The organism is Mucilaginibacter angelicae, from assembly GCF_042434235.1.
Lineage (GTDB): Bacteria > Bacteroidota > Bacteroidia > Sphingobacteriales > Sphingobacteriaceae > Mucilaginibacter > Mucilaginibacter angelicae.
Genome location: NZ_JBHLTS010000004.1, coordinates 253,442 through 270,930, shown reverse-complemented (window position 1 = coordinate 270,930; position 17,489 = coordinate 253,442). Strand labels below are relative to the sequence as shown.

Here is a 17,489-nt window from a genome sequence, read left to right as displayed (position 1 = left end):
ATTAAACAATGTAGCAGATGAAAGTTTTACAATTTACCATCCCGGTTCCGCACGATAAAAGTGTGATTGCAGAAAAGGTTTGTTTGCCTTATCATTATCCCTACCTGCACCGCCACAAAGAAATTCAGCTCACCTGGATCCAGCAGGGCGAGGGCACATTGATAGCCGGAAATAACATGCATGATTACTCTGCCGGCGATCTGTTTTTGATAGGTGCCAACCTGCCGCATGTGTTTAAAAGTAATCCCGAATACTTTGCGCCCAATGCCAATAAACAAATAGAAGCACTCACTATATTTTTTAACCCCGAAGGGGATTTGGCGCCGTTGTTTAATTTACCTGAAATAAAGCCGAGCCTGATTTTTATGCAGCAGCACCAACAGGGCTTTAAATTGCCGCATCATGTGGTTGATAAGGTATCGCAGATTATGATCGCCCTGCAAAAAGCATCCGGCACTGATCAGCTCATCCAGTTTTTTCATTTGCTTAAGGGGCTTACTAATATCAAAGGCAAACTTGATCCTTTATCAACTTACGGCAACCTGCCGGGTATTACCGAAAATGAAGGGATCAGGATAGGTAATATTTATAACTACATTATGCAGCACTACAGCGAACCTATAACGCTTGAGGATGTAGCTAAAGTTGCCTATATGACGCCTGAATCGTTTTGCCGGTATTTCAAAAAACATACAGGCCATACTTTTATATCATTCCTGAACGAGATCAGGATTAACGAAGCCTGCAAAAAGCTCATCGCCCATAAATTTGAAAGCATCAATACGGTAGCGTATAAATGCGGTTTTAAAAGCATTACCAATTTTAACCGGGTGTTTAAATGCGTAATTGGCAATTCGCCCCGTGGCTATCTCGATTCTTACAACAATAATTTGATCAGCCTTAACAGGGCTGCAAGTTAATGCGACTTTAATTCTCTTACCTCAAACCCTTTTATATCGTGCTTATTAATATCCCTAAAATAATTAAGGGCGTAACCCTTTGTGCCCTTTCCATTGGTACCCTGAGTGCAAATGCGCAAACCGCATCGCCCGGCAATTTGTATGAGCAAACCAGCGAAATAGCCGGTACCATTATCAGGTACGGGCAGGATATGAATGCCATACACGATTTTTATTCGCCTTACAATGTTAATGACCGTGCTGAAGAACAGTATAAACAGGATGTCATTAACTCGCCCGAGCAACGCAAGAGGCTCATTGAAGTTGACAACGATTACCTGAAGCAACTGGATCAAACCGATTTTAATGCCCTGAGCATATATGGCAAGGTAGATTATATCCTGCTGAAAAAACGCATTAACTTTGATCTGAAAGATCTGAAGAAAGAAGATGACCTATACAGTCAGGCTGCAAAATACATTTCATTTGCCGATGAGATCTACGCCCTGGAGCAAAAGCGCCGCCGCGGAACATTTGTAGATGGCGAAAAGGTTGCAGGCGACCTGAGCAAGATATTGAAAGAACTTAAAGCAGATACTACCGCTTTTCATAAACTCCCTTCGCTGGATATGCCGGTGGCTAAAGTAACTAAAGCCGCTTTATTGGGTTTAAAAGGCCGTTTGAAAGATTTTTTTGGCTTTTATAACAAATACGATCCATCATTTACCTGGTGGGTTCCTGAACCTTACAAAGCACTTGATGACGCGCTTGGTAAGTACAGCGAACTGGCTATCAGCAAAGGTAAGTTGAACACCAGCCAGAAAAGCGATAGCAGTGGTATAAAAGGTGTACCGATCGGCAGGCAGGAGCTGATTAATCAGTTACAGGCCGAGATGATCCCTTATACTCCTGAAGAGCTTATAAAGCTTGCCAATCAAGAGTTTGCCTGGTGCGATAAGGAAATGCTGAAGGCATCGCAGGAAATGGGTTTTGGTAGTGATTGGAAAAAAGCACTCGAAAAGGTAAAGAACAGTTATGTTCCTGTAGGCCATCAGCCCGAACTGATTGTTAAACTATATAACGATGCCCTTAGTTTTATCAAAGAGCGCGACCTGATCACCATACCGCCGCTTGCCGAAGAAACCTGGGGAATGGTGATGATGTCGCCGCAGAGGCAATTAGTTAACCCGTTTTTTACCGGTGGCAAGGAGATCAGTATTTCGTATCCAACCAATACCATGCAGTATGACGACAGGTTGATGAGCATGCGCGGCAACAACCCTTACTTTTCAAGGGGAACTGTGCAGCATGAGCTGATCCCCGGTCATAACCTGCAGTACTTCATGAACAGCCGCTATAAAGCATATCGCCAGGATTTCGGGACACCGTTCGCGGTTGAAGGCTGGGCTTTATATTGGGAGTTGCTGTTGTATGATAAAGGCTTTGCCAAAACCCCTGAAGAACGGGTAGGGATGCTGTTTTGGCGCATGCACCGTTGTGCAAGGATCATCTTCTCGCTTAACTATCATTTAGGCAATTGGACACCACAGCAATGTATCGACTTTTTGGTTGACCGTGTAGGTCATGAACGTGCCAACGCCGAGGGTGAAGTAAGGCGTTCGTTTGAAGGTGGCTACAGTCCGCTTTACCAGGTGGCTTATCTGCTGGGTGGTTTGCAGTTAACAGAATTGAGGAAAGAACTGGTTGACAGCGGCAAAATGACCTTTAAACAATTCCATGACGCTGCTATTAAAGAAAACCTGATCCCGGTTGAAATGCTGCGGGCCACATTAACCAACCAGGCATTAAGCAAAGATTTTACAACAAGCTGGAAATTTTACGATTTCGGCGGCAAGTAACTGATAAAGTCTAATAATTAAAATAGTATTGATAGCAAGGGCAATAGCTTTAAGCTTTATGCAGTCTGCTTTCAGCTTTTAAAAAAATCGATCATTCATTTTTATGGAGAACAGCACTTCTTTTAAGCCTTCGTTGCGGTTAATGGATGCCACTATGCTGGTGGCAGGCAGTATGATTGGCTCCGGTATTTTTATTGTGAGCGCCGATATTACCCGCAATGTGGGCAGCGCAGGCTGGCTGCTATTTGTCTGGCTCATTACCGGTTTTATGACCCTTACCGCCGCCCTGAGTTACGGCGAACTGAGTGCCATGTTCCCGAGGGCTGGAGGTCAGTACGTTTACCTGAAGGAAGCTTATAGTCCTTTGGTGGGTTTTTTATATGGATGGAGCTTTTTCACCGTGATCCAAACGGCAACCATAGCCGCAGTGGGAGTGGCATTCGCCAAGTTTACCGCGTACCTCATCCCGCAATTAAGTGAAAGCCTTGTTGCCGTTGATCTGGGCTTCGTGACCATATCCCCCGCACAACTGCTTTCCATCCTCGTGATCGTATTTTTAACTTATATCAATACCCGCGGTGTTAACAGCGGCAAAATTGTGCAAACCATTTTCACCATGGCCAAGCTGCTGAGTTTGCTGGGTTTAATTGTGTTCGGCCTGTTTTCTTTAAAAGCTTCGGTATGGAACGAGAACTGGAAAAACGCCTGGAGCATGCATAGTCTCAGTGCAAATGGTTCTATCGCTTCGTACACTACCATTGCTGCCCTGGGCGCAATAGCATCGGCCATGGTTGGTTCTATATTCAGCAGTGATTCATGGAACAATGTGACTTTTATTGCAGGTGAGATCAAAAACCCGAAAAGAAATATCGGCCTAAGTCTGGCCCTGGGTACGCTGATCGTAACGGTGATCTATATTTTAACCAATGTGATGTATACGGGAGTGCTTTCTTTGCATGACATCGCCACGGCCGATAAGGACAGGGTAGGCGTTGTAGCTTCACAGCACATCTTTGGCAGTTCGGGTACGGTGATCATTGCATTGCTGATCATGGTCTCCACCTTTGGCTGTAATAACGGGCTGATCATGTCGGGCGCAAGGGTTTATTATTCTATGGCTAAAGACAGGCTTTTCTTTAAAAAAGTAGGCACACTGAATAAAAATTCGGTCCCGGGTTTTGGTCTGTGGTTACAGTGTGTTTTCGCCTGCCTATGGAGCCTGAGCGGTAAATATGGTGATCTGCTGGATATGATCTCGTTCGTAGTCGTAGTTTTTTATGTGCTTACCATTATCGGTATTTTTATCCTCCGCAAAAAAATGCCCAATGCCGAGCGACCTTACAAGGCTTTCGGTTACCCGGTACTGCCTGTTATTTATATCATTATGGGGATAGCTTTTTGCCTGTTGCTCATCAAATATAAACCGGCATATACCTATCCGGGCCTGATCATCACATTAACTGGGATTCCGATTTATTACCTGATAGGCGGCAGCAAACAACGCAAAACTGCTGAGCTCCCGGTTGAAAGTTTATAGACCATCATTCATGAAAAAGATCTTATCGTTGCTATGGCTTATGACTATGGGCATAGCAGCTCATGCTCAAAACGGAAACTTTATTAAGCTAAGCACAGCTAAGTTTTCAACAGGTAACGATGCTGCCTGGAAAGAAACCGGTTTCGACGATAGCCATTGGAAAAATATCAAAGTTGGTGATGTTTGGCAGGAGCAGGGCTACCCGGATTATCATGGCTTTGCCTGGTACCGCATCCATGTGGTTATTCCATCGTCATTAAAAAAACAATCAGTTTGGGGCGATAGCCTGCGGGTGTTCCTTGCCCATGTTAATGATGTTGACGAGACTTATTTTAACGGCAAGCTGATCGGTAAAACAGGCGCGTTCCCTGAAGATAAGGGTGGTTACGTAAGCAAATGGCCCGCTGTGCGTAATTATTGCATAGCAGCAAATGATCCGGCTATTAAATGGGATCAGGAAAATATCATCGCTATTAAAGTTTATGACGGCGGCGGCTCAGGTGGTATTTTTATGGGTGTACCCTATATCGATATGCTCGAAAAATTTGACGGCATCGTTTTCACCCAAACCGAAATCAACTTTTTACCCAATGCACAGTCCGTACGCAAATTGACTGTAGGTAATAGTTTTAAAACTAATATCACAGGCAAATTTCATTACCGGATAGTTGACGAGGTTACTCAAAAAACAATTGCCGAGAAAACTGTAAACGCAAACCTGCCATCCTTGGGCAAGGAAACTTATACGCTTGCCTTTCAGCATCGTGAGGGCATCAAGCTGTTTTATGAATTTACTGAAAGCGCATCCGGTAAGACTAAAGCTTTTGCCGAGATAGCCCCGTACCTGCTCACTCCCAAAGCATCGCTTAAACCGATGATCAATAGTGCTGCGGTTTTAGGTGTGCATCCGGGCTCACCAGTACTTTTCAAGATCCCGGCAAGCGGCCAAAAGCCGTTGAAATATGTGGTCAAAAACCTGCCGCAAGGTTTAAACTTCGATCCTAAAACAGGCATCATAACCGGTACAGCACCCTTGGCCGGAGATTACCCGGTATCAGTTTCAGTAAGCAATGCTTTAGGTAAAGATGAAAAAATATTGACCATTAAATCGGGCAAACTGTTGGCACTTACCCCACCCATGGGATGGAATAGCTGGAACTGCTGGGGATTAAATGTAAGTGATGAAAAGGTAAGGCTTTCGGCCAGGGCTATGGTAGATAAAGGGCTCACCGAATACGGCTGGAATTACATCAACGTTGACGATGGCTGGCAGGCGCCCGCAAGACAACCAAACGGAGAAATAGCCCCCAACGAAAAGTTTCCGGATATGAAAGCTTTAGGGGCTCACTTGCACCAACAAGGCTTAAAGTTTGGTATTTATTCGTCGCCGGGCGCTAAAACCTGTGGCGGATATCTTGGTTCATTAGGGCATGAGGGGAAGGATGCCTGCACTTATTTTAATTGGGGTGTTGATTATTTAAAGTACGACCTATGTAGCTATTCGGATCAAACGGCTGGTGATACCACCCTGTTCGCGCAGCAAAAGCCGTACATGGTAATGCGCGATGAACTGGCGAAGCAACAGCGTGATATCGTTTACAGCATTTGCCAGTATGGCATAAAAGACGTTTGGAGATGGGGTGTGCAAATGAACGGAAACCTGTGGCGCACTACCGAAGATATTACCGATACCTGGGAAAGCCTTTACGGCATCGGATTTAGCCAAACCAACAATGCAGCCTATGCCGGTCCGGGAGGTTGGAACGACCCCGATATGCTCATTTTGGGCAGGGTAGGCTGGGGCGAAAACCTGCATCAAACCAACTTAACGCCTTATGAACAATACACCCACATGAGTTTGTGGAGCCTTTTATCAGCCCCTTTATTGATTGGCTGCGATATGGATAAGCTTGACGAGTTTACGCTCAATTTGCTTAAAAATAGGGAAGTAATTGCTATAGATCAGGATGTGGCAGGGAAACAGGCAGTTCGGGTGATCAATGATAAACAGATCCAGGTTTGGGTTAAACAACTGGCCGATGGCAGTAAAGCTGTAGGTATCTTTAATCTCGGCGAAAAATATTCAAAGTATGATCTGGACTTCAAAAGCATCAAAATGGGCAAGGCTAAAGTGCTGCGTGATATCTGGCAGCAAAAAGATCTCGCCAAAAATGTTGCTGCTGTTTCCTGCAATATCCCGCCGCATGGGGTAAGGCTTTATAAGGTGATTTAAGCCCTTGATTGCTTGATTATTGATGGTTATTGTGATTAACCGTTTTTTAATCCATTTTCTGATTTTGGTAAATAAATAAGATAAAATCCTGCTATAACTGGTTAGGAATCTTCAGCGCACATCCTAAAAGGTTAAATATATTTGCTCTCGCATATTAATGGCGTAAGCCGTTCATTTTTTATTAAAATATCTGCCATGGCTAACTTTAAAGAAGCAAGTGTTGAAGAAATTAATATCATTATGCAGCAATCGCAAACCGCGTTTGAGGCTTATCAAAAAACAAGCGCCGAAGAAAAGGCCCTGTTTTTAGAAGCCATTGCCGATGAGATAGAAGCTGTAGGGGATGCCCTGCTGCAAAAAGCATCCGAAGAAACTAACCTTCCTTTACCCCGCTTAACAGGCGAACGTGGTCGTACAACAGGCCAGCTGCGCATGTTTACTGGGATGCTGCGCGAAGGAAGCTGGGTTGAAGCCAGCATTGATACCGAGCTGCCAAATAGAACACCATTGCCGCGCCCGGATCTCCGCAAAATGCTTGTTCCCCTGGGACCGGTAGTTGTTTTTGGTGCAAGTAATTTCCCCTTCGCATATTCAACCGCAGGTGGTGATACCGCCAGCGCTTTAGGTGCAGGCTGTTCTGTTGTAGTGAAGGCTCACCCTGCTCATGCGGAAACCTCTGAAATGGTTTACCAGGCTATCAAAAAAGCGATAGTTAGCTGCAATATGCCCGAGCATGTTTTTCAGCATGTACACGGTACTTCGTTTGAAAGTGGCAAAGCCTTGGTACAAGCAGATGATACAGCTGCTGTCGGCTTCACAGGTTCAACTGTTGGCGGTTTAGCCCTATTAGATTATTCCTCGAAACGCAAAAAGCCTATCCCCGTATTTTCGGAAATGGGCAGCATCAACCCGGTTATATTTTTACCGGATACCTTAAACAAAAATGCCGCCGATCTGGCTGCACAATATACAGGCTCCATTACTTTAGGCGTTGGTCAATTTTGTACCAATCCCGGCTTAATGCTGGCTATTAAAGGTGAAGGCCTGGATAACTTTTTCACCCAGCTGGGTAATGGTATTGCGGGTGTTAAACCGGCAAAAATGCTGCACGCCGGCATCCATTCGGCTTATGAAAAAAAGAGCCATATTGCTTTGGAGCAGGACGGCGTAACAAGCGCTGTGAAATCAGTTACCGAAGCTGTTGATATTGAAGCGCAGGCAACCATCGCACTGGTAAGTGCTGAAACTTTCCTTGAAAACCATTTGTTGCATGAAGAAGTATTTGGGCCATACTCATTAATGGTAAGCTGTGAAGATGAACAGGAACTGATCAAAGTGTTGAAATCGGTATCGGGCCAGTTGACTACTACCGTAATGGGTACCGATGATGATTTCGCAGGTCATTCAAACCTGCTTCAATTGCTGCCATCAATAGCTGGCAGGGTGTTGTTTAATGGCGTCCCAACAGGTGTTGAGGTTTGTGCAAGCATGGTGCATGGTGGCCCGTTCCCGGCAACTACCGATAGCCGTTTCACCGCTGTAGGTATCAACGCGGCTAAAAGATGGGTACGCCCGGTCTGTTTTCAAAACTGCCCTGATGCATTGTTGCCGCTGGCTTTACAACAGGCCAACCCAACAAAGATCTGGCGCTTGTTTGACGGCGAATGGAAAAAATAGTACGGCGTTAAACGTCAGCAGATAATCAAATTTCAATTATACTTGCACATGCCGGCAGCCTTAAGTTGTCGGCATGTTTAATTTTGTGTTATGAAACTTCAACTTTTTGATCAGCAGGTTTACGTACAGCGCCGCAATGTTTTAAAGCAAAGTATGGGCAGTAATGGCATCATCGTTTTGTTAGGAAACGAGGAGAGCAGCATGAATTATAAAGATAATACCTACCTTTTTAGGCAGGATAGCAGCTTTCTATATTACTTCGGACTTGATGTAGCTGGTTTGGCAGCTATTATTGATACGGATACAGGCGAGGAGGTGATCTTCGGGAATGATCTTACTATTGATGATATCATCTGGACAGGTACACTGCCATCGGTTGGTGAAATGGCAGCGCTGGTTGGTGTTACACAAACCAGGCCTTATGCCGAAGTTAAGCATTACATCCATAAAGCAGTTACCGGGAGTCGTCCGGTTCATATCCTGCCACCTTATCGCCCCGAAAATAAGATCAAGCTGGCCGAATGGTTAAATACCAGTCTGGAAGATGTTGCGGGTCGCGTTTCTTTGCAGTTGGTAAAAGCTGTGATAGCCCAAAGGGTCATCAAAACTCCGCTGGAGGTTGCTGAAATAGAAAAGGCTGTATCCATCAGCGTTGATATGGAGCTGGCAGTTATGAAATATGCCCGCCCCGGTATCAGGGAATACGAGTTAGTTGCCAAAGCACATGAAGTGGCAATTGCTAATGATTCACGCTTGGGGTATCCTGCTATCATCACTAAACATGGCCAAACCCTGCATACACATTATTACGGTAATGTTTTGGAAGATGGCGATATGGTACTAAGCGATATCGGAGCCGAAAATGCGATGCACTATGGCGGCGATCTGACCCGTACTTTCCCGGTAGGCAAGCAGTTCAGCACCCGCCAAAGGGAGTTATATGATGTAGTGCTTAATTCCATGGATCATGCCATCAGCATGCTTAAGCCGGGCGTCCGCTATAAGGATGTGCATATCCAAGCCTGTCAAAAACTGGCCGAGGGCCTTAAGCAGGTAAACCTGATGAAAGGTGACCCTGCAGAAGCCGTTGCCGCCGGAGCCCACGCTATGTTTTTTCAATGCGGCTTAGGCCACATGCTGGGCATGGATACCCATGATATGGAAGACCTGGGCGAGCAATACGTTGGCTATACCGATACGCTGAAAAAGGAAACTGTTTTCGGCTTAAAATCATTAAGACTGGGCCGCGAACTGGAAGCCGGTTATGTGCTTACTGTTGAGCCGGGAATCTATATTATCCCCGAGCTGATTGACCGCTGGCAGGCCGAAAAGAAATTCACTGAGTTTATTAATTATGATGTGCTGAACACCTATCGTGATTTCGGCGGCATCCGTATTGAGGATAACTTTTTAATAACCGATACCGGCAGCCAGCTATTGGGTAAATACCTGCCTAAAACCCGCCATGAAATTGAGGCGTTAAGAGGATAGATTAATAACTCATAGTCTACCCATATCTTTTAAATATTATGACGAATAAAAGAAGATGTCATTTCGAACGAACCAGTTGGGGAATGTGCGGGCGCGGTGAGGAGAAATCCTATACATCAAGCTCTAAGCCATGTTCGACGGTTATGCAGGGCGTATAAGATTTCTCTTTCGCCCTTAGGCGCTATAGCCACCCCTGCTCTATCGAAATGACATTTTCTTTTAATAAAAAGATTTGGGTACAAGATAGGCTCACAGGTGCTCCCTGTTTTACGGTGATTGCCTGGTGCTTTAATAAAAAACAAATCGGCGCACATCTGCAAAGATGCGGGCCGATTTTGCTAAATGCCTGCTATGATGTGTTAATTTATGGAAACATCAATTGACCTATGTTGGGTACTTTTACGCAACACTATAACTTATGGCAAGGTACCACCAATATTTACTGTTAACTGTTTTTTTAGCAGCCGCGGGCAAATCAGCCGATGCACAACAAACACAAGCTACACGTTATTATCCCACCCATGCGGAAGTGCTGCAAAACTATAAAGCAGCCGATGCGCTTGATTCAGCATTAAAAAAGGTACCGTATGTTACCAACGTGCGTCCTAACTGGCATACCGGCAGCAATCAATTCTGGTACAGTAAAAGGATTGCCAATAATCAAACAGCTTACATAGTTGTTGAACCCGAAAAAGGGACTAAGAAGACGCTGTTTGAAAGTGGACAACTGGCCGCTGAGGTAAGCAAAGCAACAGGTAAACCCATAAAAGATGGCGGCTTCCGGATTGAAGATATGTTTTTTAGTGCCGATAAAAAGCAGGCTACTTTTAAAACAAGCAATACCTGGCTTAAATGTGATTTAGCTTCACTCCAATGCAGTAAAACAACTGATACCGTACATCAAAGTTATGATGCAGATAAACCTTTGCAGGTACGCCATTATCGTTGGGAAGGCGCAACGGCCGATTCGGTATCGCCCGATAAGCAATGGACTGCCTTTGTTAAGGGTGGAAACATTGTTGTTAAATCCTCGAAAAGTTCAACAGAGATTAAACTAACAACTGATGGTAATTTAGATAAACCCTATGGCGAGCTTACCTGGTCGCCGGATAGTAAGCATCTGGTGGGTTATCGCATCGATCCTAAAAAAACAAAGGAGGTTTATTACTTGCTGAGCTCGGTACCGGGTACTACGCGTGCGGTGCTGAAATCGCATGAATATGACCAACCGGGTGATGAATTTACCTCGTATCAGCAGTATATATTCAATATCGCCGATAAAAGCGCCATAAAAACCGATGCCGAAAAGATCGATTTTTTCGGTGCACCGCAATTACATTGGCACGATGGCAACAGTCGCTATTTTACTTATGAAAAGGCCGATCGCGGGCACCAGCGTTTCAGGGTTATTGAGGTAGATGTTACCAACGGTAAAACCCGTAATATCATTGATGAAAAAACAAATACTTTTATTTATGAGCAAAGGATCTACACTTATTACAGTGCTAAAACACACGAGATAGTCTGGGTAACGGAAAAAGACGGATGGCGTCATATTTACCTGGTTGATGAGCTAACCGGTAAAGAAAAGCTGGTAACCAAGGGTGATTGGGTAGTGCGCGATGTTGACAGTGTTGATGTTAAGAAAAGGCAGATCTGGTTTAAAGGAAGCGGTAAAAATGAAGGTGAAGACCCTTACTTTATGCACTACTACCGAATCGGTTTCGATGGTAAAAACCTTACCGACCTTACTCCCGAAAAAGGCAACCACAGCGTAACCTTCTCGCCCGATAGGGAATACTATATCGATGCCTATTCTGAAGTTAACATTGCTCCCAAAATAGTGATCAAAAACACTGCCGACCTGAAAACGGTAATGGAATTGGAGCACACTGATTTGACTGGTCTTTTAGCTACCGGAGTAAAACTTCCTGAAGTATTTGTCGCCAAAGCGAGGGACGGCAAAACGGATATCTGGGGTGTGGTTTACCGCCCGGCCAATATGGATCCTAACAAAAGCTATCCCGTAATTGAAAACATTTATGCTGGTCCGCAGGATTCATTTGTACCCAAAAGCTTTTCAGTTGTTAATGAGATGCAAAGCATAGCCCAGCTGGGTTTTATTGTGGTGCAAATGGATGGTATGGGTACGGCCAACCGCTCAAAAGCATTTCATGACGTATGCTGGCACAATCTTGCCGATGCCGGTTTTGCCGACCGTATTTTATGGATGCAGGCACTTGCTGCAAAGTATCCGCAGGTTGATATCAGCAGGATAGGTGTTTACGGCACTTCGGCAGGCGGGCAAAACTCGGCAGGTGCATTATTGTTCCACCCTGAATTTTATAAAGCGGCGGTATCTGCCTGTGGTTGTCATGATAACCGCATTGATAAACAATGGTGGAATGAGCAATGGATGGGCTACCCCGTTGGGCCGCACTATGAGCAGCAATCAAACATTACCAATGCCGGTAAATTGCAGGGCGACCTGATGCTGATCGTAGGCGAGGCCGATAACAACGTGCCGCCCGAATCAACTTTCCGTTTTGCAGATGCGCTGATCAAAAGCAATAAAATGTTCGATCTGCTGGTTGTGCCGGGCATGGGCCATAGCGATGGCGGCCCGTACGGCCGTAAAAAGAAACGCGACTTTTTTGTAAAGCACCTGCTTAACGCCGAACCGCCTGCAAGAAATACAGATGAACTGGCACGTAATTAGAACATTGGATAGATAGGGGGATGCGTAAATTTCAGCTAACGGTATTTTTTTCATGGTGCATGTGCCTTACTGCTTTAACCTGCTATTCGCAGCAACAGCTGGCCACAGCTCCTGGCAATGGCAACCCCATCATCCCCGGTTACTTTGCCGACCCCACCGTGAGGAAATTTGGCGATACCTATTACATTTATGCAACTACCGACGGTAACGGCGGCGGGCACGGCCCATCACAGGTATGGACATCTAAAGATTTTGTGAACTGGACCATGCATGATATGAACTGGCCTACATCTAATTACTACTGGGCGCCTGATGTCATCAACGGTAACGACGGCAGGTATTACATGTACTACTGCCAGCCGGTTGATATTTATGGTGCGTCGTCTGCAAGCCCTACCGGGCCCTGGACTCCCTTGTTGCCCGATGGTAAATCAATGATCCCCAATTATTTTATTCCCGGGGTAATCACGCTGGATGGGCAAACTTTTAAAGATGACGACGGCAAGATCTATATGTTTTGGGGTACCTGGGGCATCTATCCCGATCATGGCTGCGGTGTAGGTTTGCTAAATCCGGATATGCACACCTTCGCCAAAACTGCGAAGATCCCTAATACCATAGCCAAAGATTTTTTTGAAGCGCCTTTCATGTTTAAACGGAAAGGCATCTATTATTTCACCTACTCATCTGGCTTTTGCGAAGACTCCACCTACCGGGTGCAATATGCCGTCAGTAAAACCGGGCCAATGGGGCCATTTGAATTTGGTAAAAACAACCCGGTACTGAGTACTAATAGTGACGGAACCATCCACGGACCGGGCCATGAGTCGGTAGTGCAGGTCGGGGATGATTTTTACATGGTATATCACCGGCATAACAACCCGCACTCCAACGGGGGCTATCACCGGCAGGTTTGTGCGGATAAGATCGTTTTTGATACCGATGGCAATATCGAAAAGATCATCCCAACACATCTTGGAGTTGGCTTGTTAGGGAAAAGTACCATTAATGCCCCCGATGAGGCCTATCAGAAAAAAGTTACCGCTTCATCCTTTTATAATGAAAATTATAAACCATCCTTTGCGGTTGATAACAATAACGGCACGCTATGGAAACCCGCAGATAATGGAACTAACCCCGCATGGCTCACTATTGATTTGGGAGCTGTAAAGACCGTACAGCAAGTATTAACTCAGTTTGAATATGCCACCTGGTATTATCAGTATTTAATTGAATCATCAGCAGATGGAAAAAGCTGGCAGATATTTTCTGACAGGAGAGGAAATGCACACCACGGCTCGCCGATGGTAGATTCCGGGAATACTAAAGCGCGGTTCATCCGGTTAACGATTACCGGGACAGAATACCCTGGTTTGTATAAGGCGGTTTGGAATGTAAAAGTTTATGGTGAACGGGTAGTAACCGGAAATGCCGCTGATACAAACAAAGAAGAATCACCAAAAACTATCTCACCAAAAGCCTCGAAAGCTATCCCGGAAGATAGAGATGGCTTATTAGTAAATCTGGACGCCGCTAACTTTCAGGCAGGCGAAGCAGTAACCAAATGGAATAATAAGGGGGAATTGGGCGGCAATTTCACAGCAGTGGGCAAACCTCCGGTTGTTGATATCATCGCCGGTAAAAAGGCATTGGTGTTTAACGGAACACAAGCGCTTGAATCATCAGTTGTTGTACCCCGGTCGCTTGCAGGTAATAACAGCTATACGGTATCGTATATGGTTTACACCGATCAGATCAAAGATGAAAACCCAATATTGAGCTGGACAAACGGCGAATCGGATCATCGCAGTGCTACTTTTGGTTTTGGGAGCAACCGCACTGCGGGCGCGGTACAGCATTTCGGCGTTTCCGATTTTCAATATAAAACAATGCCCGCTTCCGGGAAATGGCATCAGGTGGTAATTACTTTTGACGGCTCATTTGAAAAATTATTTGTTGATGGGGAGCTGAACAATACAGAAAATAAGATGCTGTTTTTGCAGTTGGCGGAAAAGTTCATTATCGGTGCTAAAACAAACAGATCGGGATATTTTTCGGGTGCTGTCTCATCTCTCAAGATTTACGACAGGCCTTTGACTGATACCGTAATAAAACAATGGGCTTTACATCCCGCAAAATCTGATATCGCCGTTTACCTCGACGCTTCAAAACTAAACTACGGAACACTTGAGAAATGGATCAACAACGGAGACGCAGGTGGGTCATTTCAACCGGCAGATACAAAGGGTGCTGAAGTAACCGATATTGCAGGCAAAATAGCCGTTAACTTTAACGGGAAAAGTCCCCTCATATTTGTTAATGATCTTGCTGTGAATAGCAAGGAGGGTTACAGTATCGTTTTAAGTGTTTATCAAAATGGAGTAACGAAAAATGGTTCGATACTGAAACCACAATCGTCTAAAGAACCTTTCATCAATAACGATAAATATTTAGGTGCAGGACAATGGCACTATATCATCAAAACAGCAAACGGAAGTACAATTAAACAATATGTGGATGGTAAATTGATTTCAACCTCGGCAAAAGCCGGTAACCTTGCGGGTAATTTGTTGCTGGGCGATGGCTTTAGAGGCGCTATAGGTACTCTCGTTGTTTATAAGCATAGCTTATCATCGGCAGAAATTAAACAATTAAGTCTCGGCTGGAAACAGAACTATCATCCGCCTGTAGCCGGATCGTTAACGTTTAAAACCGCGCCAAAAGCTATAACGCCAAATATGGTCGAGATGCAGGCACCTGAATATGCTTCAGTACAATCAAATCTTCAATATGATTTTATCAATGAGGTGGATAGCGGCAAATCAAGCGGCTGGCAGGCTGATCCGCATTATATTAGCTATGGGCTTAAGCCTGATAAAAATTACACTTACTCATTTGAAATAAAAGATAACTACGGGAATGTAAGCCCAAAAACAGCTGCCTTGCCTGTAAGTACATCATCGGCATTGTTTAGTATTGTTGCAGATCAGTTTGCCGTAAATAAGGACTTTGTAGCGGATGGCACAAACGGCACGATATGGAATGGTTTAATTGGTGGGGGAGATAAGCAGGAGGGCAAGGCTGTTATCAGCGATAACATGCTCACACTGGAGTCAAAAGGCTCAAACTGGGATGGAAACCTGCCTTACGGCCCGTTTTTGTACAGCAATATTACAGGCGATTTTGTGGCCGAGGTGGAGGTTGCTGATGTAAGCGGCCTTAAAGAAAAAAAGGTAGCCGGCAACAGCGATATGGGCTTGATGGTGCGGAAAGCCAAGCAACCCGGCACTGAAAGCAGCGAGAACCTGATCCAGAACAGCATTTTCCCAGCCTGGAATTGCGGCAACATGCTCACCAACTATAAAACCGGCGACCGGATGCAAACCAATACCCAAACCGTCTGGAATTATAACCGCTACTTACAGATCCAAAAATCGGGCGACGTGTTTTACATCAGGAGCAGCAGCGATGGCATTCATTGGACTGACCTGCCCGGAAGCCCGGTGTCAAGACCTGATTTAAATGGTAGTGCTTTACAGATCGGCCTTTATCACAGCACCTACGGGCCGCACCGTTCATATGTTAAATTCTCTGATTTTAAACTCATCACCAGGAAATAAAGCATACAAAATAAGGGTTCATCGATAATATGGAATGCTTTATCGACACATAACACTTCTTAACAGCGCCTTCATTCATATTTGATTATTGTTTAACCACTCAATCAATAATCATTATATGAAATCATTCTGACTTAACTAATTCTTAATTAATTGTCGAATGAGATCGTCTGTTCCAATAACAGGATTGCTGCTGCTGATGCTCAGCGCCTGCCAGCCAAGTATTTATAATACACCCAAAACACGCGCTGTTTCTTTAAAACGGCTTATTCCGCCGCAGGGAATGGTTTACATTCCGTCAGGCACGTTCATGTACAAAATGCTGAACGATGATAATGCCGAACAACGCAAGGTTAGCGTTAGCGCCTTTTTTATTGATAAAACCGAGGTAACCAACAAGCAGTATCAGGCCTTTGTAAACTGGGTTGCCGATTCGGTAGCTGTTACCGACTATCTCCATGACGATTCCTTTTTTATGCCGGCAACAGGCGCAACCGTTGGAAGCACGGGCAAGGAGCAGCGGTTGATAGACTGGAGCAAGGTTAACAAGATTTCCCCCATCTGGAAAAAGGCCCCGCCCGAAGTTAAAGAGAAGCTGGCTCCGATGATGACGATGATTAACGGCGTGCGGGTGCCTAATCCGGATTTGATTGTTTACCGGTTTTACTACATCAGGATGGATGGGATTAAAAACAACGAGTACATGATGGATACCGTAAGTGTTTACCCGCATGAATCGGTTTGGTCGGCAGATTTTCCTAATGCCCAGATGACGGTGATGGATGCTAATTACTTCAGCAATAAAATCTACGAGTACAATCCCGTAGTTGGTGTTACCTGGAAACAGGCCAGGGCTTATGCCGATTGGCGCGGTACCCAGCTCAGGCTTATGATCAAGAACAATCCTAACCTCCGTAATTTCAAGCTTAGTTTTAGCCTGCCTACCGAGGCGCAATGGCAATTTGCTGCCGAAGCAAAAGCAAGCCCCAATGATACAACTGAGCATACGGTGAAAACCACTGTTGATAAAGCAACAGGTAAGGAGCAGCTTTCCCTCAATTTTAAACAGGGTGAAGGCAGCTATGCCAGCGATGGCTCGACATTTACGCTGCCCGTTACTTCATACACACCCAACGAGTTTGGTATTTACAACATGGCGGGTAATGTATCTGAGTGGACGCTTGATGCTTACAGCCCTTCCTCATCCCAATTGGTAAATGACCTGAACCCGGCTTTGCTGTATGATGCAACAAGCAAGGACGCCATGTTGATGCGCCGAAAGGTAGTGCGCGGGGGATCGTGGAAGGATAACGGCGAAATGCTGAACACCGATACCCGCAGCTTTGAGGACCAGGAGGCCGCACATTCTTACATTGGTTTCCGCTGCGTGATGGCCGCCTTTGAACTCACCGGCGAGCAGGTTAAAACCAGGAAATACACTAAAAAGTAACAAT

The 17,489-nt window shown here is 45.1% G+C and carries 9 protein-coding genes; all 9 read left to right on the top strand.

Annotated features, from left to right (window positions below):
• The first annotated feature begins 17 nt into the window (after window positions 1–17).
• Window positions 18–920 carry an AraC family transcriptional regulator gene (locus ACFFGT_RS01455; RefSeq protein ID WP_377020712.1) on the top strand — a complete coding sequence of 301 codons (903 nt, stop codon included), beginning with the start codon at window positions 18–20 and terminating at the stop codon, window positions 918–920.
• Window positions 921–958: 38 nt separating this feature from the next.
• A complete protein-coding gene (locus ACFFGT_RS01450) occupies window positions 959–2,758 on the top strand; it encodes a DUF885 family protein (RefSeq protein WP_377020711.1) in 1,800 nt (599 codons plus the stop codon).
• Window positions 2,759–2,861: 103 nt separating this feature from the next.
• Window positions 2,862–4,295: an APC family permease gene (locus ACFFGT_RS01445; protein ID WP_377020710.1), complete on the top strand. Its 1,434-nt coding sequence runs from the start codon at window positions 2,862–2,864 to the stop codon at window positions 4,293–4,295.
• A 10-nt stretch (window positions 4,296–4,305) separates the two neighbouring features.
• Window positions 4,306–6,528, top strand: coding sequence for a putative Ig domain-containing protein (locus tag ACFFGT_RS01440; protein WP_377020709.1), 2,223 nt, complete (start codon window positions 4,306–4,308; stop codon window positions 6,526–6,528).
• Between the two features lie 195 nt (window positions 6,529–6,723).
• Window positions 6,724–8,205 carry an aldehyde dehydrogenase (NADP(+)) gene (locus tag ACFFGT_RS01435; RefSeq protein ID WP_377020708.1) on the top strand — a complete coding sequence of 494 codons (1,482 nt, stop codon included), beginning with the start codon at window positions 6,724–6,726 and terminating at the stop codon, window positions 8,203–8,205.
• 90 nt (window positions 8,206–8,295) lie between these two features.
• Window positions 8,296–9,696: an aminopeptidase P family protein gene (locus ACFFGT_RS01430; RefSeq protein ID WP_377020707.1), complete on the top strand. Its 1,401-nt coding sequence runs from the start codon at window positions 8,296–8,298 to the stop codon at window positions 9,694–9,696.
• A gap of 418 nt (window positions 9,697–10,114) precedes the next feature.
• Window positions 10,115–12,415 (top strand): S9 family peptidase, encoded by a 2,301-nt coding sequence (locus ACFFGT_RS01425; RefSeq protein ID WP_377020706.1) that lies wholly within the window; start codon window positions 10,115–10,117, stop codon window positions 12,413–12,415.
• Between the two features lie 20 nt (window positions 12,416–12,435).
• Window positions 12,436–16,035, top strand: coding sequence for a family 43 glycosylhydrolase (locus ACFFGT_RS01420; RefSeq protein ID WP_377020705.1), 3,600 nt, complete (start codon window positions 12,436–12,438; stop codon window positions 16,033–16,035).
• Between the two features lie 160 nt (window positions 16,036–16,195).
• A complete protein-coding gene (gene porK / locus ACFFGT_RS01415) occupies window positions 16,196–17,485 on the top strand; it encodes a T9SS ring complex lipoprotein PorK/GldK (protein ID WP_377020704.1) in 1,290 nt (429 codons plus the stop codon).
• The last annotated feature ends 4 nt before the right edge of the window (window positions 17,486–17,489 follow it).